This window comes from Flavobacterium hibisci (assembly GCF_020026925.1).
Taxonomy (GTDB): domain Bacteria; phylum Bacteroidota; class Bacteroidia; order Flavobacteriales; family Flavobacteriaceae; genus Flavobacterium; species Flavobacterium hibisci.
Genome location: NZ_JAIQDW010000001.1, coordinates 402,361 through 420,570 on the forward strand (window position 1 = coordinate 402,361; position 18,210 = coordinate 420,570).

Consider the following 18,210-nt stretch of genomic DNA (forward strand, 5'->3'; position numbering starts at 1 on the left):
TTCCCTCAGCATTTGAATATTTACTAATTGATTAAACTTTTTCAAGGCTGAAAGGCAAAGTTCTGATTCGTTTTCCTGTCAAATCAAATATGGCATTGGTTAATGCCGGCGCAAAAGGCGGAAGTGCCGGTTCACCCACTCCTCCTGCATCTTCTTCATTTTCCATAATGTGTACTTCTATCGAAGGAATTTCATTAATACGGGGCATTGGATAATCATAAAAATTATGCTGTTCCACGATATTTTCTTTGAATGTAATCTGATGTGTTGTCGCAGCACCTAGTCCCATGACAATAGAACCTTCAATCTGTGCGTGAATGATATCCGGATTTACATACCAGCCACAATCCATGACAGCCCAGACTTTATCAATTCTAACACCTCCAGCAGGATTTTTGGAAACTTTTACAACCTGTCCAACTGTTGAATTGAAGCATTCTGTAATAGCAACGCCATATCCTTCATTTTTTTTACGGTTTTTCCAGCCTGAAACTTCTTCCATTTTATCAATTAATTTTTGACAGCGCCCTTCCTGTAAATGCTCCCGACGAAAACTTAACGGATCTTTTCCAGCTTCGTGTGCCATTTCATCAATGAAACTTTCATAGGCAAATCCGTTTGTAGAAGCGTATACTGATCTCCAGAAACTTGTTGGAATACTGGTTTCAAAAAGAACATCTGAAAAGCTTACGTTTTTTACGCTTTCATAATAAGGTTTTAAAAATCCTTCACTGGTACTTCCATTAGGCTTGTTCTTTGGGGCTCCACTCCAGTGTCCATTGTTTTGACCCGCCATTCGAAACTTTAAAGCTTCCATTTTTCCATTCGAAACAGTTCCTTCACAGCGGTAGGAAATTCCGGGACGAAAAGGGCCTAAAGTAGCATCATCTTCCCGTGTCCAGACAACCTGAACCGGACCGCCAATTTCCTTTGAAACCGCTACGGCCTCATACGGATAGTCGTTCATAGCTTTACGGCCAAAGCCACCGCCCAGAAAAGTCATATTTACAATTACTTTTTCTTTATCTATTGCAAACTTTTTACTTATATAATCCTGGACCCAGCCTGGAGCTTGTATTGGCCCCCAAATTTCAATTGAATCCCCTTTGTGATGCGCAATGCAATTTACTGGCTCCATCGCAACGTGTGACTGATAGGGAGTTTGATAAACAACGTCTAATTTCCTATCTGTTTTAGATAATACTTCGGTTGGATTTCCATGTGTTTTAAGCGGCATTCCTTCTTCTGTTTTAAGAAGATTATGTTGGGTTTCGAATATTTCAGGCGTACTCCAGTGTTTAAAACCACTACTGTCCCACTCTACTTTCAACTGTTTTCTGCCTTCAAGAGCAGCCCAGGTTGAAGTAGCCACTACCGCAATACCTTCACGGATATGCTCGTAATAACCCATGTTAACTTTAAAAACGCGTTTCACACCCGGAATTTTTAATGCAGCGGTTGCATCAAAACTTTTGACTTTTCCAAGATAGCGTGGATCACGTTCTACAGAGGCAAATAGCATTCCCGGAATTCTCTTGTCAAGTCCGAAAATTAATTCACCATTAGTTTTAAGAGGTGTGTCAATTCTTCGAAGAGGTTTTCTAATCAGTTTATATTCAGAAATTTTCTTCAGTTTTGGTTCTTTTGGAACTTCAAGTTTTGAAGCTGCCTCAGCAAGTTCTCCATAATGTAATTTTTTTCCTGATGGTTTATGGATTACCTGTCCTGATTCTGCATAGCAGTCAGTACTAGCAACATTCCATTTTGTGGCTGCTGCAGTAATAAGCATTTCACGTGCACCAGCACTTAATTTGAGCAGTTTTTTATATGCAGAACGAATCGTTGAACTTCCTCCGGTAATTTGTCCGCCGTATTTTTTTTCGTTACCAATAGCAAAGATGACATTGATATCTTTCATGTCAACTTCAAGTTCCTCAGCCACAATTTGCGGTACCGACTGATAAGAGCCCTGTCCCATTTCTGCCCTGTGATTTACAATAGTCACTTTTCCTGACGGATTGATAATAATCCAGGGACATAATTCTATTTCTGAATCACTTAATTCAGAAGGCCTTACTAGTACCGGTGCACCATTTGTCGGGAAGTAAAATCCAAGACACAATGCAGCACCTCCTAATCCGGTAAGTTTCAGGAAATTTCTTCTTGTAGTATCTATGTTATTATTTTGAGTCATCGGATAATCATTAAAATTAAGATAATGTTATTTTGCAGGAGCATAAGCACCCGTTTTTAGCCACGTAATCCATGCTTTTTTAAATTCGGCATGCGTTAAAGGCGGAGCGGTTCTTCCTTTTCCCATGTTCCAGCCTGCTTTTACCAAACCATCGTCGGCATGCTCAATAAGTTTCTGTAAATCCTTATTTCCATTAAGTTTTGGGTTCACGAGTTGTTTGGCTAGTTCGTGAGCAGTTTTTCCTTCAAATACCATTTTCATATCAGCAGGAGGTAAATGCCATTCGGGGTTTCCTGGTGGTGTATGCAGTCCGTGGCTGTTTGATGGCTGATGGCAGTTGGCACACTTCATCGCATACATACCTTTTCCGTCTTTGCCTCGTTTGGGTTGCATACTGTGTACAACACTATTATCTCCCTGAAGCGGAATATCCCCTTTTGGATGACAATTGACACAACGCGGACTCATTAGAACTTTATAGACCAGTTTAAATGCCGCAACTGACGCTATGCTGTCTTTTTTTACCGGTACAATAGAAACGTATTCTTTTTCAATAATCCGATTCTGCGAAACAGTAAATGCCAGTCCGATACCTGAGGCCAGCATTATGGCTATCCATATAAATTTAATTTTTGTAGACATAGTTTTTTGATTACTGCTTATCAGATTTTGTTTTTTTTCTGCAATTCTGAAGCCAGGTGAATGGCTTTACGAATTCGCGGATAAGTACCGCATCTGCAGATGTTACCTGCCATGGCATCGTCTATATCCTGATCTGTAGGATTTGGATTTTCCCGTAAAAGTATTGCTGCTGACATGATTTGTCCGGAATGGCAATAGCCACATTGGGGTACGTCGATTTCCTGCCAGGCTTTTTGTGCCGGATGGTCATTGTTTTGAGATAATCCTTCTATAGTCACTACATTTTTTCCTTTGGCACGGCTCATTTTGGTCACACAGGAACGAACTGCTTCACCATCGAGATGCACTACACAGGCTCCGCATTGTGCGACACCGCAGCCAAATTTTGTTCCCGTTAGTCCCAAAGTATCACGGATGGCCCAAAGGAGCGGCATGTCGGGGCTGACATCCAGATTTTCGGTTTTGCCATTTACAGTTAGTTGTATCATAGTAAAGTCTATTTTTTTAAGTGGTCTTTTTTCGTTTCCTAATTTACGAAAAAATCATACATTATAAATGAAGGATGTTATTTGACATCGTTCTAAAGAACTTATTGAATGAGTTGTTTTTAAACTGATGAAAACATTTTTTTTATTATAAAATCCTAATAATAATAATAATAATAATAATATAATTAAAAACAACAATAGTATAATCTTTTACTTTTCAACAGACTTAGATTTGTGATCTAACTTAAATGTCAAGTTATGAATATTTCACATCATAAAGCCAATGTCGAAGAAAGCGCCAGAACATCCAATAAAGAAGCGGGAACCAAATCGACTTCATCCAGAACGAATGAGAAATCAAATATAGGAACAAGAAAATCTGTACTGATGAAAAAATAACTTAAAACTGATGATTATGCCGGGAAAAAATCCAGGTCCGCAAGTTAAAGATAAGGACCAATACGAAGCATTACACGATAAAGGTTACAGCAAACAAAAATCTGCGCGGATAGCCAATAGTCAGGGAGCCGAAAAAAGAGGCGGCAAAGCTGGCGATTACAATGACAGGACAAAACAAGATCTGTACAAAGAAGCTGTAAAAGTTGGGATTAAAGGAAGATCCAACATGACTAAAGAGCAATTGATTAATGCATTACGTCATAACTAATTAAGTTAAAGTCGAACGTAAGCTATACTTTCTGACTTTGGACTTTCGACTTTTTAACTTAATCACTATATTTGCGCTTTCAAATAAAAGACTTCATAAATGTGAATAAATAATTTCTTTCAGATATAAAGACGGCAAGCCAGACTTTTGGTTTTTGCCATTTTATTAATGCTTAAGAAAGAAATTATGCTTATTCTGCAAAACATTTCATATACACATTCTAATAGAGAATTGCTGTTTAGCAACATCGGTTTAACAGTAAATAGCGGAAACAAAATAGCCTTAGTTGGCCACAACGGTTCCGGAAAATCAACATTACTAAAGATTATCGCAAATGAATTATTTCCTTCAGGCGGAATAATGGAAGTCGATACAGAACCTTATTATGTCCCGCAGATTTTTGGGCAATACAATCATCTGACCATTTCAGAAGCTTTACAGATTGATGCAAAACTTACTGCTTTGCATGAAATCCTGGAAGGCAGTGTAAATGAATCAAATTTAAACGTACTGAATGACGACTGGACTATCGAAGAGCGCTGCAATGAAGCCTTGAAGTATTGGCATCTAAATGATTTAGAGCTAACTCAAAAGCTTGAATTTTTGAGTGGTGGTGAAAAAACGAAAGTTTTTCTGGCCGGTATTATGATTCATCAGCCAAAACTAATACTACTGGATGAACCCAGCAATCATTTGGATATTGAAGGAAGAACATTATTATATCAGTTTATAAAAGATTCTTCAGCTGCAATGCTTATTGTAAGCCATGACCGGAAACTATTGAATCTGCTTGATGTTACCTATGAATTAAAAGCAAACGGAGTCAAAACCTACGGAGGCAATTACGATTTTTACCAAAAACACAAGTATATTGAAAAAGAGGCATTAGCCCATGATATTCATTCGAAAGAAAAAGCGCTTCAGAAAGCCAAAGAAAAACAACGGGAAACCTTGGAGAGACAACAAAAGTCTGATTCGAAAGGGAAAAAGAAACAGGAAAAAGCCGGAGTCGCCCGAATTATGATGAATACTTTAAAGAATAAAGCCGAAAACAGCACTTCCAGGACCAAAAGTGTGCATGCTGAAAAAATTGGCGGTATCTCACAGGAATTGCGTGAATTGCGTGATGAAGTTTCAAGTCTGGATAAAATGAAATTTGGTCTGAACCATTCACAATTACACAAAGGAAAGATTCTTGTGACAGCCGAATCAGTTAATTACAGTTATAATGAAGAGTGGATTTGGAGAACAGATTTAAATTTTCAAATTATTAGTAGTGAACGGATTGCTGTAAAAGGAAATAACGGTTCAGGAAAAACAACGCTGATAAAGCTGATTTTAAAAGAACTTCAGTCCACAAAAGGGATTCTAAAAACAGCCGACTCCGAAATGATTTATATCGATCAGGATTATTCTTTAATCAATACACATTTAACTGTTTACGAACAGGCACAACAAAGCAATAATTCTGGTTTAGAAGAACACGACATCAAAATGAGGCTGAATCGGTTTTTATTTACCCGGTCAGACTGGAACAAGCCGTGCAGTTATTTAAGCGGCGGGGAGAGAATGCGCCTGATGCTTTGCGGCTTAACGATTGCAAATCAGGCACCTGATGTAATCATTTTAGATGAACCTACAAACAATCTGGACATACAGAATATAGAAATATTAACCGATGCTTTAAATGAATATCAAGGGACATTGATTGTAGTTTCACATGATGACTTATTTTTAGATCACATTGCTGTAAATCGCAGTATTTATTTGGGTTAAGGATACATTTGGTAAAGAGCTAAAAAAATATTTTCAAAAATAAATCATAAATTATGCAAATATATGACCGATTGGTCATATATTTGCATTGTAATTCATCTGAACATACAAGCAACAGACAATTATCATGGCAACAAAAGGCGAAGAAACCAGACAATTTATTATAGAAAAGGCAGCTCCGATCTTTAATACAAAAGGGATTGCAGCAACTGCTATGAGTGATATTATGGAAGCTACCAAATTGTCTAAAGGAAGTATGTACGTTCATTTTGAAAATAAAGAAGTCCTCGCCTGTGCTGCGGTTGACTACAACATGAAAGTTCTGGGAGATAAATTGATGGCAGCAATCAGTAAGGCAAAAACAGCAAGAGAACAGCTATTTGCTTATATTGATTTCTTCAACAATCCGGTTGAACCACCTGTTATTGGCGGTTGTCCGTTGTTGAATTTCGGAACTGAAGCTGACGACACCAACCCTATTGTAAAAGAAAAGGTAAACGGTGGAATCAAATTCAATCAGCAATTAGTCGAAAGTATTGTTAATAAAGGAATTGCCAACAAAGAATTTAAACTTACCTGGAATGCCTCAGATTTTGGAACCATTTGTTTCGCCATGATGGAAGGCGGTCATTTAATGGCAAGAATGTCAGGTAAAAAAGATAAAATGCAAATCATCATAAAAACTTTAAAATCAATAATTGAGGAAAACACCCTCTAATTTTTTTTATCAAAAAAATGACCGAAAGGTCATTTTTATAACATCGATATTAACAATAAATAACATTTCACTTATCACAAAAAACATTTAACAATAAACATCATGTCAAAAACAATTTTAATTTCAGGAGCATCAAAAGGATTCGGAAGAGCCTGGACAGAAGCATTTTTAGCAAAAGGATACAACGTAGCGGCAACAGCCAGAAATATTAATGCCCTAGCCGACTTAAAAACACAATACGGAGACGCAATTTTACCTCTCAAACTCGATGTCAACAATCGTGAAGATTCGTTTGCTATTGTTCAGCAAGTACATCAGCATTTCGGAAAAATAGATATTCTGATTAACAATGCGGGATATGCTTTAAACGGAGCTGTGGAAGAAGCTTCAGAAAGTGAAGCCAGAGCGCAATTCGAAACCAATTTTTTTGGAACATTATGGCTGACTCAGGCAGTTTTGCCGATTATGAGAAATCAAAAAAGTGGTCATATTATTCAGGTTTCGTCTATTTTAGGAATTGCTGCCCTACCCAATTTAGGAATTTATAATGCATCTAAATTTGCAGTTGAAGGTCTTACTGAAACGCTGGCATCTGAAGTAAAACAATTCGGTATCAACGTGACTTTGGTTGAACCAAATGGTTATGCTACTGATATCTGGGGACAAGGATTTAACAGTAAAAGTATCGAAGCATATGACGGACTGAAAAAAGCTATTGCAGAGGGACATAATCCTGACTCTTTCGGAAAAACAAGTGCTACTGTTCCGGCTATCCTTAAACTGGTTGAAGCTCAAAACCCTCCCCTACGCCTGTTTTTAGGAAAAGTAGCTTTACCATTCGCTAAACAAACCTATGAACAAAAACTGGCCACATGGGAAGAATGGGCTGATGTTTCTGTAGCAGCACACGGATAATTATATTCTGATTTTAGGTTTACTAAACGGGATTGTTCTACAAAAGAATAATCCCGTTTTTTTATTTATAAAATGTAAGAAACAAAACCCCTCCTGATTTTCCGGATTTACTTCACTATTATTTTTTTTATAAAAAGAATGCTAAATTACCTAGGATTATGAGGTAATTATTAATCAATTTATCGCTTTATATGTTAAATTTAATAAAAAAACTCATATTTTCACCCTGTAGCTGTTAAATCTTTAATAATAATTAATTGATAATTCTGTAAGAAAACGTATATTTGAGAAAATAGAATTAGTATGGCATACAAAAAAGCAAAATCACAGCAATTTATATTTCCTAAATCCCCTACAGGGATTGACGGATTAGACGATATTACGAACGGTGGTTTTCCTAAAGGCCGCCCGACCCTGATCTGTGGCGGCGCGGGCTGTGGAAAAACATTATTATCAATGCAGTTCCTAATTAAAGGAATTACCGAATATAACGAACCAGGGGTTTTTATGTCTTTTGAAGAACCTTCTGATGATCTTACTTTAAATGTGAAGTCTTTAGGATTTGATATTGAGAAACTTAAAGCAGATAAAAAACTGATAGTAGATCATGTTCGGGTCGAAAGATCAGAAATTGAAGAAGCAGGCGAATACGATCTGGATGGCTTATTTATCAGACTTGGTCACGCTATCGATTCTATTAAGGCGACAAGAGTAGTTCTGGATACTGTAGAGTCTTTATTTGGCGGTCTTGATAATCAGGCTATTCTTCGTGCCGAATTGAGACGTTTATTTCATTGGCTTAAAGCCAAAGGGGTAACTGCGATAGTTACCGGAGAACGCGGAGAAGCAACGCTGACACGCCAGGGACTGGAGGAATACGTTTCAGACTGTGTAATCGTTCTGGATCATCGTGTAATTGATCAGGTTTCTACCAGAAGACTCCGAATTGTAAAATACAGGGGTTCTACACATGGTACGAATGAATATCCGTTTTTGATAGATACAGATGGCATTTCAGTACTTCCTATCACTTCTTTAAAACTGGATAATGAAGTTAGTTCTGACGTGGTTTCAACAGGAGTTCCCGGGTTAAACGAAATGTTTAAAGGCGGCGGATTTTATCGTGGCAGTAATATATTAGTATCCGGTACAGCCGGAACTGCTAAAACCACTATAGCCTCTTACTTTGCAAATGAACAATGCGAAAAGAACGAAAAAACGATCTATTTTGCGTTTGAAGAATCTCCGCAGCAACTCATTCGGAACATGAAATCAATAGGGATAGATCTTCAAAAGCATATCAAAAAGGGCACTTTACAAATTCATTCATCACGTCCTTCGCTTAACGGACTGGAACTGCATTTACTTACCCTTAGAAAATTAATTAAGGAGTATGTACCTACCACTATCATTATTGACCCTATCAGTAATTTGATAACTGTTGGAAGCCAGGATGAAGTGCGTTCGATGTTAGTAAGACTGATCGATATGCTCAAAGCGCACAATATTACGGCACTTTTTACGTCTTTAAATAAACGAACTGATGAGTTTAGGCCTGATCTTGCCGAAGAATCTGTATCTTCGTTAGTTGATATCTGGATTACGGTTAGGGATATGGAAGGAATTGGGGAAAGAAACCGCGGCATTTTTATCGTTAAAGCCAGAGGGATGGGGCATTCTAATAAGGTAAGGGAATTTGTAATTACAAATGAAGGAATCGAATTGCTGGATGTCGAATTAGGTCCAAAAGGAATTCTTACCGGCAGTGAAAGACAATCGCATAAAATGAAGAAAACACTGTCTGATCTGAAGCATCAGAATGAAATTAGCAGGAAAGACAGGGAAATTGAACGTAAGCGCAAAGTACTGGAAGCCAATATCGAAGCACTTAGAAACGAATTTGAATCGGCTCAGGAGGAATTAAGTGTTCTGAGAGCAACGGAAGAGTTATATGAAAAACTGACTTCGAAGAAAAAAAAGGAATAAGTATGAAAAAAGAAGTAGCCGAATGGCAGTTATTGCTTTATGTTGCGGGTCAGACGCCAAAATCGATCAAGGCATTAGAGAATATAAAAAAGTATGCCGAAGAATATCTGGCAGGGAAATACAGCATCGAAATTATCGATTTGCTTAAAAATCCGCAATTGGCAGAAGGCGATCAGATTTTGGCTGTGCCCACACTGGTAAGAAAATTTCCGGAACCTATTCGCAAGATTATTGGCGATCTTTCTAATGAAGAAAGAGTACTTGTAGGGCTTAATATCAAACCCCTAAAAGTTTAAAAAATGGACAATTCAACTGATGAAACCGCTTCATCCAGACATAAGTTCCTACTTTTTGTTTCGGGTATGTCTGTTAAATCAGGACATGCAATTGAAAATTTACGCCGGATATGTGACCAATATCTTCAGAATGATTATGAACTGGAGATTGTAGATATCAGCCGGGATACAGAAAAGGCAGTCATACATCAGATTGTAGCGATACCAACTTTAATAAAAACACATCCTGCCCCAAGACGAATTATTCTCGGTGATTTGTCAGACGAGGACAAGGTTTTGAAAATACTTAATTTAAGGGAATAGAATTGATAACAGAAGATAAAAATATAAATTCCTTATTAGCAGAAATTGAGTCATTAAAAGAAAGACTTGATGAATCAAATAGCATTATTGAAGCTATAAGAGAAGGTGGCGTTGATGCGCTCGTGGTCAACAATAATGGGATTCCGCAGCTTTATTCGCTTGAAACAGCGGATTACACCTACAGACTCCTGGTCGAAAAATTCAGACAGGGCGCGCTGAGTATTACCAAAAACGGACTGATCTTATATTGCAACGATTATTTTGCCCAACTGGTAAATATTCCTTCGGAGCAGATCATAGGAAATTATATTCAGGAATATTTTGAGAATAGCGGGCTGTTTGCCACGCTTATTGAAGCTTTAAAATATGGGGTCAGTACACATGAAATTCTTTTTAAAACCAACAGCCACCCTGCTACATTTCCGTCTTATATTTCCATGACAGATCTGGAGCCTTCTGTTGAAGCCATTGGTATCGTGGTAATCGATCTGACCGAAAAGAAAAATCACGAAGAAACACTCATCAAAAATCAGGAGACGCTCCAAGGAAAAATCAAAGAACTCAACCGGATCAATAGTAATCTCGAAGAATTTATTCACGTGATTTCGCACGATTTAAAAGAGCCGCTGCGCAAAATCCTCATGCACAACAGTAAAATAGACGGAAGTTACTTAACAGAAATTGATGCAAAATCAATGGATGTGATCAAATTATCCGTTTTACGTCTTAATTCACTGGTGGATGATTTGGTTAAGTACTCATCGCATACCAAACACGAAGAGCATACAGAAGTTGATTTAAAGACCATCATTTCTGAAGTTTTAGAAGATTTGGAAGTAAGTATGACCGACAAAAATGCCCATATCGAAATCGGAAAACTGCCGGTATTAAAAGTTTCCGCAGTTCAGATGCGACAGCTTTTTGCGAATCTGATTTCCAATGCCATTAAATATTCCAAAGCAGCTATTCCGCCGGAGATACAAATTTATCAGGTTGATGATTTAGATGAGGAAATACCAAATCAAAACCCTAAATTTGTAAGGATTCAGATTAAAGACAACGGAATCGGAATGGATTCGGGTCATTTGCTTAAGATTTTTACTATTTTCCAGCGACTCCATGCCCGAAACGAATATTCAGGAAACGGTATAGGCCTGGCAATTTGTAAAAAAATTATGGAAAACCATTCCGGGACAATCACTGTCGAAAGCAAACTGAATGAAGGGACAACATTTACCATTTATTTTCCAATTTAATATAATGCCTCAAAAAAACTTACATATCATAATTGCAGAAGATGATAATGATGATGCAGATGTAATCTTCGAAACTTTTAACAACAATCCGGACTTTGGAAAAGTAAGCCTCGTAGCCAATGGCGAAGAATTGCTTAATTTTCTGAAAGATACTACCAACGAAACACCAGATGTTATCCTGACCGATATCAACATGCCCATACGCAACGGTATAGAAGCCCTGCAGGAAATTTTAAACCATCACGAACTTAAAAATATTCCCTGCTTTGTCTATTCCACCAGCATAAACCCATCTTACAAACAAAAATGCGACGTACTGGGCGTTAAAGCGTATCTCATAAAGCCCTACTCTTTCGAGGCTTTTGAAGAGATTCCAAAAACAATTCTGAGCATAATTTCAGATTAAAAATAATATGAAAACGAGATTTTTCCGAAAGAAAAAATCTCGTTTTTTAGGAGCTGATTACTTCCTGTGCCGTCCTAATAAAAAATTGCCAAAGACACTAACACTTTGTACTTTTGCCCCATGAATGATAATTTTACAAATGAATACTTTGGCATCGGAATTCACAACGGTAAAACACCTGAGAATTTAGGTGTTTTGTGGCGGTCGGCTCAAAACTTAGGGGCTACTTTTATATTTACCATAGGAAATCGATATGCCAAACAAGCCTGTGATACCCATGATGCAGTAAAAGCGATTCCGTATTTTCACTATGAGAATTTCGAAGCTTTTTTTGAAAACTTACCCAAAGGAGCGCGATTGGTTGGTGTGGAATTACATGAAAACGCTTCAGACTTAGAAATCTTTGAACATCCCAGACGCTGTGTATACCTTTTAGGGGCTGAAGATCATGGTTTACCAAAAAAAACAATGGAAAAATGCCATCATCTGGTGAAATTCAAATCTGAGAAAAGCTTAAACGTCGCAGTGGCAGGAACCATTGTGATGTACGACCGGAATTTGCCTAAGCCACGTTCTTGATTTATAATGGAATAATCCGTTGGGTATAATTAGTTTTTGATGATAATTTTGGTAAGTTAATCGATTCTGATTTTTCATTGGATCATATCGAGAACAGAAATTCATCATTAACAATGGTTCTCGATACATTTTTTTTGTTCCGTTTTTCTGCACAAAAAAACACGAACTGACGTTTTTAATAATCATACCCAACGCGTTACATTATTTTACAACCGTAGCTTCAAATTCGATTTTTAGCGTTTCAAAAAGACTTTGAACTTCTATTAAAGTTGAGGCTTGTTTGATGCCGTGCCTGGAAGTCCAGTCCTGAAAAAGAGAAAAATGAGGCCAAAGTTCCGCTGCCGAAGTCGTATAAATATTGAGTCTGACGATTCCATTGAGTTCGTAACCTGCCTGCGTAATTACCTTTTCCAGATTTTCCAGCGCCAGAACAATTTGAGATTTCATGTCCCCGGTACTTGAAGTTCCATCAGCATTGACTGCTGCCTGACCAGAAACATATAAAGTTCCTGCCGGCTGTTTTACTTCGACAGCCTGAACATAACTGCGTTCATCCTGCCATTTCCACGGATTTGTGATGTGTTTTTCCATTTGCTTTGCTTTTTTATTTTGTGCCCTTCCGGGCACCATTGTGAATACTATGACAGCTAAAATCGTCGTGATTTTTTTCATAACTGCTATTTAAAATTGACAAAGCAAAGTTCTCCATTATCCATAAATCCACACTTGACATACATCACGAATATCAAGTGATTTATATCACACTAAGCGGATAAACGGCTTAAGGTTTCGCGCGAAACACCTAAATAAGAAGCGATCAGACTTTTGGGAACGCGCTGCATCAGGGACGGATATTGTTTGATCAGTTGTTCGTAACGCTCTTTGGAGTTGGAAGTAAGCCATGAAATGATTCGGCGTTGAGAACCCAGAAAACCAAAATTGGCTTTTTCGAGAAAGAAACGCTGCATTTTTTGCAGACCGTCACATAGTTTGTTATAATCCTCGAGCGTACAGCACAAAACCTCCGTATCTTCTAAACATTCTAAAGATAATGTGGCTTCGGTCTGCGTAAAAAAAGCGTAAAAATCACTTTCCCACCACTCTTCCATCGCAAAAGAAACAATGTGCGGCTTTCCCCCTTTATCTGTATGAACGAGTTTTAAAAGTCCGGAAATTACAAAATAAGAATACTTTACTGTATTACCGTCCTGTATAATAAATTGGTGTTTTTTAAATTTTTTAGGAGTAAAATGAGTACTTACAAAAGCAAACTCATCATCTGTAAGAGGTACTGTTTTTTCTATATGTTGCCTTAATTTTTCGTGCATACAAGAAGGTTTGCGAATAATAGATGGATTAGCTCATCTGTTTAAAGCAAAAATAAAGCATTTATGAATATGTCGATTGCTTATCTTTTTAAATGTTTACAGAAGAATTAAACATTTCACACAGCTTCTATCCTTCTTCTGCTGCCATACAAAGTGGTATTCCTGGACTAGAGTTACATTTTAACTGCTGAATAGTATTGATTATAATTTTATTTTATAAAGATCAATTTGAATTATAAATATCGATTTTAAATCAACTGGTTATTGAAGGTTAATTTTCGTCAGTTCGGGGAATCTCAATTATTAATCATGATTGTATTGAGAATAGAAAATTATCCTAAAAGCGGTTCTCAATACATTTTTGTTCCATTGCTATACACAAAAAAACTCGAACTGACGAATACCGAAAAGTTTATTAGTGCTAATTTAGTAAGAAATCCATCATTTGATATAAAATAGAAAAGCTCCGTTCAACTATTTTTAAGATTATTAATAACTTAAAAATTTAAATCATGGAAAACTCGAATAATTACACCAGTGAAGAACTAGCAAAATGCCCTTATCACGCACAACTTTCCCAGGAACAAAACAATGACGATCGCGAAGAAGCCAACACCGGAGACTGGGAAGACCAGCGCGATGAAGACGGAACAGATCCGAACCGTTATGAGGAAGAAGGTGGCAATAATAATTCAGGAGGCGCTGGAAGTTCCGGAAGTGCTGCTACCAATAGCTAGTAAATCTAAATTTTAATATTGCATAGCAATTTAGACTTACTAAAAATGTAAGAAAACGATACGCTTACACAGGTAGAAAAGACAATAAGATCTTCTTAGGAAGATTTTATTGTTTTATACCAGGTATTTTAGGGTTTAATCTGCAGCTTTCTTCTCTTCTGCGATAGCTATATCCTCGCTATCCGGCTGCATTTCGTCTTGTTCTAATTCGGCTGCCGTTTCATATTGCAGGCTGATGAAAATAGGAAAATGATCCGAGCCAAAATTGTCAAGCCTTTTCATTTCCCTGATCTTTAAATGCGTAGAAATAAAAGCATGATCCAAAGGAAACCTCAGAAAAGGATAATGCGCATGAAAAGAATTGTAGAAGCCTCTCCCTCTTCTTGGATCGAGAAGTCCGCTCATTTTCAGGAAAAGTTCGGTGGTGTAACTCCATGCCACATCATTCAGATCACCAATCACAATTACCGGCAAGTCTGAATCTTTGGCCAAATCGGCAACTAATAAAAGTTCCTTATCCCGTTCTTTTGAAGTTGGATTTTCCATAGGAACTGGCGGTTCAGGATGCACGGCATACATTTGAACAGCTTGTCCGCCAGGCAAAATAATTTGGGTATGGATAGAAGGAATATCGTTTTCGACCAGGTATTTTACTTCGGTATTTAGAAGTTCTAATTTAGAATACAACAACATGCCATACGTATTTTCCAAAGGCACTTTTTTATAAAACGGAAAATGTTCTTCGAGTGCGTTCGTTTCTTTTTCCCAGACAGCGTGGGTTTCCAGCAAAAGCACGACATCCGGATTTGCTTTGTGGATTTCTTCCAGACAGCCTTTATAATTGGTATTAAACTGATACACATTGCTAATCATGACACTGAATCCGTTTTCGGGTATTTCAGTTGTAATGCGCTGCACGTGTTTTTTTCCCAGTCCTGTAAAAGGCAGTATTTGTCTTAAAAGATAGCACGCATTTACAACCATGATAAGCAAAAGCAGATCATTAAAATCATACTCCTTTCCTCTACTGTAAAATGCAAGAAATACAATGCAGATAGTCGTAAGAACCAGTTTCTGAAGTCTTGGATAATCGCAAACCCGAAAGATCCAGTATTCATTTTTAATGAGTGGAATAAAAGTAATAATTACCAATATAATAGAAAGGACAAAGAAAAAGTACTGCATAAACCAGGATTCAAGAATTGAATATTATATTACTGTAAGATAACCTATTTTTTACTAATTGGCAATAAATACGGCATAAAGCACAGCTAAAATATAAATGATAATTAAGTAAGCAATTCAAAGAATCGTATAAAGAAATACAGTACGCTTGTTGTTAATTTTAGAAAATTGCTAGGCTTAAAAAAAGCAATACTTAAAATAAATTAACCCTTAAAACATACGATTATGACAACAGATAACGAAATAAATTACAATCAGGACGATTATAATTTCAACCCCGACAATCAAAGCTATATTGATCAATACGAACAGGAAAATAGCGAAGAAGAAGCTACTGAACCTGCCGAAAATGAAAATCTGGATACGGCATTCTCGAACTCACTTGATCTTGATGATTTTGAAAATGATTTTCATGAAAATGATGAACAAGAGGAAGATCCAAATGAAAATGAAGAAGAGGAAAATTACGATCAGGAAGAAATTACCGAACCCGATACATTTGCTGATGACGGTTATAAAATAGATTAGTTTTATAAGTATCAAATTGAAAATTCACACCATCTTAAATTCAAATTATTATTTAATAAAGCCTCTCAAAACACTACATTTTGAGAGGCTTACTAAAAAAAAATGTTATGAAAGTTTCACTACTTACTATATTAGCTGTTTTCTTCTGTTCATGTCAGGAAAAAGAAAATAAAAAAGATACTGTTTATCCTTCGGATCCTGTTTCTACAAATGAAATCACAGCAGAAAAAAAAGATCAGGAGAATAATCAAAATGGTGATACAATTTACATGCAAAACAAAAATGAAAAAGGTTTCTTTTCAGCTGAAGGCGTTTTAGATTCCATTCATCAGAAAATATATGTTGTTTTTGAAAATGAAAATCCAGGTGAACTGAATGCAAAAATAATTACACCATCAGGCAAAGGGAACATCCGTTTCAGCCAGATTATTTTTCCCGATCAAACCTCAGACGGTCCGTTTGGAATCGATTTAAAAATTCCGCTCAAGCAAAAAGGAAACCACGTTTTAATAATTGGGCATTCGCAAATGGCTGAAAATCCTTATTTTGGAAAATTCAGGGTGGAAGTTAATTATTAAAAAGCAGTATAAAAATAGAAATACCCTGATTATAAGGGAGTATAAAGATAATTAAGTACTGCCTACTTTGATTTACTCAGAATGCCATTTTGGATATAATTTTATAATCAGCCCTTTCAGCCGGTTTTGGTAATCTTCCGTCAGCCATTCCTTATAATTTTTACTGGCGTTATCCAGACATTTTACATATTGTTTTACGCGCCATTCGATTTCAGGCTTTAATGCTTCAGCAAGGGAAATTGCCTGAGTCAGTGTTTCGGCATTCTCCAGACACATCTTAGCCTGCTGGCGCACGGATTGCTGAATGACTGTTTTCGGTTTCTTATCGGTATCAATAGCTTCCTGATAATAGCTTTCGATATCAAACGTCATTTCAAGTGTTTTAGGAAACATCGCTCTTAATTCGGCTGAAAGCGCATGAGATTGTACCGAAGATCCGGAAAGCGGCTGGTACTGCATTTGTTTTGCAAAAGCTTCAGGATGTTCGAAGGCAAATTTCCAGTCCACCGGCTCCTGCCATTCACCAAATCGCTGGATATTATTACCCAGATCAATAATGTTAAACGCTTTTTTTGAAGCAAGCTTTCGGGATCCGCGTCCAATCATTTGATGGTAAAGGGTTATGGATGTTGTTGCCCTGTTGAGTATGACATTCCGTATCCCAGGCTCATCGAAACCTGTGGTAAGAATCGAAACCGAAGTCAGTACAGCATTTTTTGTTCTTTTGAACCATTGCAAAATTTCTTTCCGCTCCTGATTCGGCGTTTTATTGTCCAGATGCTTGATGGCAATACCCGAAGCTGTAAAAACTTCGCATACTTTTAGAGAAGTTTCAATACCATTATTGAAAATGAGTGTTTTTTTGCCTTTAGCATTTTCTGTATAAGCCTGAAGCAATAAATCAAGCATAGCAGGTGAACTGTACAATTCGTTTGAAGAACTTACTGTATAATCCCCATGAATTCCGGTTTTTAAGGTGTTCAGTTCTACCTCATAAGCAACAGATTGTGGCTGTGCCAGAAAACCATTCGCAATCAGGGACGCGATATCTTCTCCTGTTATCAGTGAGTTGTACTGTTTTTTCATTGGTTTTGAAACATCAGAACTAAAAGGAGTTGCCGTTACTCCAATTATAAAAGCCTTTTTAAAACTGCCCATTAATTTCCGGAAAGAATTATGATGCGCTTCGTCAATAATCACAAGACCCACATCCTGAACCTTTACTTTTTTGGATTTAATTCTGTTTCGCAATGTTTCTACCATCGCCACATAACAATTGCAGTCTGTCTTGAAATTACTGCTTATACTGCTGATGATTCGGTTTTCGACTCCTGTCTTTTTGAGTGTAGCCGAAGTTTGGGTGCATAATTCTTTTCGGTGTGTCAGGATCACAACGGTCTTATTGAACTGTTCTATAAATCTTCTGGCTATTTCTGAAAATACAACGGTTTTTCCGCCGCCAGTTGGCAATTGGTATAAAAGCCTGTTTCTTGATGTAGTGGCAATTTCCTCAAAAATAGCATCAATATCCCTTTCCTGATACCCGTAAAATGATGTTTTGGATTGTAGTGTTTTTTCCATGTTAGGTGCTGTCTTAATCTTCTATCTCTGTATTAAGTGAAAAAAAC

General features: G+C 37.1%; 21 protein-coding genes. 14 read left to right on the forward strand and 7 right to left on the reverse strand.

Features of this window, described 5'->3' with window-relative positions; all coding sequences use genetic code 11:
• Window positions 1-31: 31 nt before the first annotated feature.
• From K8B81_RS01460 to K8B81_RS01470, 3 genes are read right to left on the reverse strand one after another with little or no spacing between them, the layout of a single operon-like run.
• Window positions 32-2,194: a molybdopterin cofactor-binding domain-containing protein gene (locus tag K8B81_RS01460; protein ID WP_223678315.1), complete on the reverse strand. Its 2,163-nt coding sequence runs from the start codon at window positions 2,192-2,194 to the stop codon at window positions 32-34.
• A gap of 27 nt (window positions 2,195-2,221) precedes the next feature.
• Window positions 2,222-2,836: a hypothetical protein gene (locus K8B81_RS01465; protein WP_223678317.1), complete on the reverse strand. Its 615-nt coding sequence runs from the start codon at window positions 2,834-2,836 to the stop codon at window positions 2,222-2,224.
• Window positions 2,837-2,856: 20 nt separating this feature from the next.
• A complete protein-coding gene (locus K8B81_RS01470) occupies window positions 2,857-3,324 on the reverse strand; it encodes a (2Fe-2S)-binding protein (protein WP_223678319.1) in 468 nt (155 codons plus the stop codon).
• Between the two features lie 258 nt (window positions 3,325-3,582).
• Between K8B81_RS01470 and K8B81_RS01475 the strand changes: the two genes are divergently transcribed.
• The 11 genes from K8B81_RS01475 (at window position 3,583) to K8B81_RS01525 (ending at window position 12,226) form a co-directional block, all read left to right on the forward strand.
• Entirely contained in the window at window positions 3,583-3,723 is a 141-nt protein-coding gene (locus tag K8B81_RS01475; RefSeq protein WP_223678321.1) for a hypothetical protein, read from the forward strand.
• A gap of 16 nt (window positions 3,724-3,739) precedes the next feature.
• Complete coding sequence (locus tag K8B81_RS01480; protein WP_223678323.1) at window positions 3,740-3,991, forward strand: DUF7218 family protein; 252 nt, start codon at window positions 3,740-3,742, stop codon at window positions 3,989-3,991.
• Between the two features lie 186 nt (window positions 3,992-4,177).
• The gene (gene abc-f, locus K8B81_RS01485) at window positions 4,178-5,767 is read left to right on the forward strand and encodes a ribosomal protection-like ABC-F family protein (protein WP_223678325.1); all 1,590 of its coding nucleotides are present in this window, start codon (window positions 4,178-4,180) and stop codon (window positions 5,765-5,767) included.
• A gap of 127 nt (window positions 5,768-5,894) precedes the next feature.
• The gene (locus K8B81_RS01490; protein WP_223678327.1) at window positions 5,895-6,485 is read left to right on the forward strand and encodes a TetR/AcrR family transcriptional regulator; all 591 of its coding nucleotides are present in this window, start codon (window positions 5,895-5,897) and stop codon (window positions 6,483-6,485) included.
• A gap of 102 nt (window positions 6,486-6,587) precedes the next feature.
• Window positions 6,588-7,400, forward strand: a complete 813-nt coding sequence (locus K8B81_RS01495) for an SDR family NAD(P)-dependent oxidoreductase (protein WP_223678333.1) — start codon at window positions 6,588-6,590, stop codon at window positions 7,398-7,400.
• 303 nt (window positions 7,401-7,703) lie between these two features.
• Complete coding sequence (gene kaiC / locus K8B81_RS01500) at window positions 7,704-9,386, forward strand: circadian clock protein KaiC (RefSeq protein ID WP_223678335.1); 1,683 nt, start codon at window positions 7,704-7,706, stop codon at window positions 9,384-9,386.
• Window positions 9,387-9,388: 2 nt separating this feature from the next.
• A complete protein-coding gene (locus K8B81_RS01505; RefSeq protein WP_223678337.1) occupies window positions 9,389-9,682 on the forward strand; it encodes a circadian clock KaiB family protein in 294 nt (97 codons plus the stop codon).
• Window positions 9,683-9,685: 3 nt separating this feature from the next.
• Window positions 9,686-9,985, forward strand: coding sequence for a circadian clock KaiB family protein (locus tag K8B81_RS01510; RefSeq protein ID WP_223678343.1), 300 nt, complete (start codon window positions 9,686-9,688; stop codon window positions 9,983-9,985).
• A 2-nt stretch (window positions 9,986-9,987) separates the two neighbouring features.
• Window positions 9,988-11,241 (forward strand): sensor histidine kinase, encoded by a 1,254-nt coding sequence (locus K8B81_RS01515; RefSeq protein ID WP_223678353.1) that lies wholly within the window; start codon window positions 9,988-9,990, stop codon window positions 11,239-11,241.
• A 4-nt stretch (window positions 11,242-11,245) separates the two neighbouring features.
• Window positions 11,246-11,647 (forward strand): response regulator, encoded by a 402-nt coding sequence (locus K8B81_RS01520; protein WP_223678355.1) that lies wholly within the window; start codon window positions 11,246-11,248, stop codon window positions 11,645-11,647.
• A gap of 120 nt (window positions 11,648-11,767) precedes the next feature.
• A complete protein-coding gene (locus K8B81_RS01525; protein WP_223678357.1) occupies window positions 11,768-12,226 on the forward strand; it encodes an RNA methyltransferase in 459 nt (152 codons plus the stop codon).
• A gap of 201 nt (window positions 12,227-12,427) precedes the next feature.
• On the opposite strand, the gene K8B81_RS01530 is transcribed toward K8B81_RS01525, so the two are convergent.
• Together K8B81_RS01530 and K8B81_RS01535 are read right to left on the reverse strand one after the other, a co-directional pair.
• Window positions 12,428-12,817 (reverse strand): RidA family protein, encoded by a 390-nt coding sequence (locus K8B81_RS01530; protein ID WP_223678641.1) that lies wholly within the window; start codon window positions 12,815-12,817, stop codon window positions 12,428-12,430.
• 173 nt (window positions 12,818-12,990) lie between these two features.
• Window positions 12,991-13,554, reverse strand: a complete 564-nt coding sequence (locus K8B81_RS01535; protein WP_223678358.1) for a Crp/Fnr family transcriptional regulator — start codon at window positions 13,552-13,554, stop codon at window positions 12,991-12,993.
• A 512-nt stretch (window positions 13,555-14,066) separates the two neighbouring features.
• Between K8B81_RS01535 and K8B81_RS01540 the strand changes: the two genes are divergently transcribed.
• A complete protein-coding gene (locus K8B81_RS01540) occupies window positions 14,067-14,291 on the forward strand; it encodes a hypothetical protein (RefSeq protein ID WP_223678360.1) in 225 nt (74 codons plus the stop codon).
• Window positions 14,292-14,426: 135 nt separating this feature from the next.
• On the opposite strand, the gene K8B81_RS01545 is transcribed toward K8B81_RS01540, so the two are convergent.
• Window positions 14,427-15,476, reverse strand: a complete 1,050-nt coding sequence (locus tag K8B81_RS01545; protein WP_223678362.1) for an endonuclease/exonuclease/phosphatase family protein — start codon at window positions 15,474-15,476, stop codon at window positions 14,427-14,429.
• Window positions 15,477-15,701: 225 nt separating this feature from the next.
• Here K8B81_RS01545 and K8B81_RS01550 point away from each other — a divergent pair, with 225 nt between their 5' ends.
• Entirely contained in the window at window positions 15,702-16,004 is a 303-nt protein-coding gene (locus tag K8B81_RS01550) for a hypothetical protein (protein WP_223678364.1), read from the forward strand.
• A 107-nt stretch (window positions 16,005-16,111) separates the two neighbouring features.
• A complete protein-coding gene (locus K8B81_RS01555; protein ID WP_223678366.1) occupies window positions 16,112-16,582 on the forward strand; it encodes a hypothetical protein in 471 nt (156 codons plus the stop codon).
• Window positions 16,583-16,654: 72 nt separating this feature from the next.
• Here K8B81_RS01555 and K8B81_RS01560 read toward each other — a convergent pair whose 3' ends face one another.
• Window positions 16,655-18,163, reverse strand: a complete 1,509-nt coding sequence (locus tag K8B81_RS01560; protein ID WP_223678368.1) for a DEAD/DEAH box helicase — start codon at window positions 18,161-18,163, stop codon at window positions 16,655-16,657.
• Window positions 18,164-18,210: the final 47 nt, after the last annotated feature.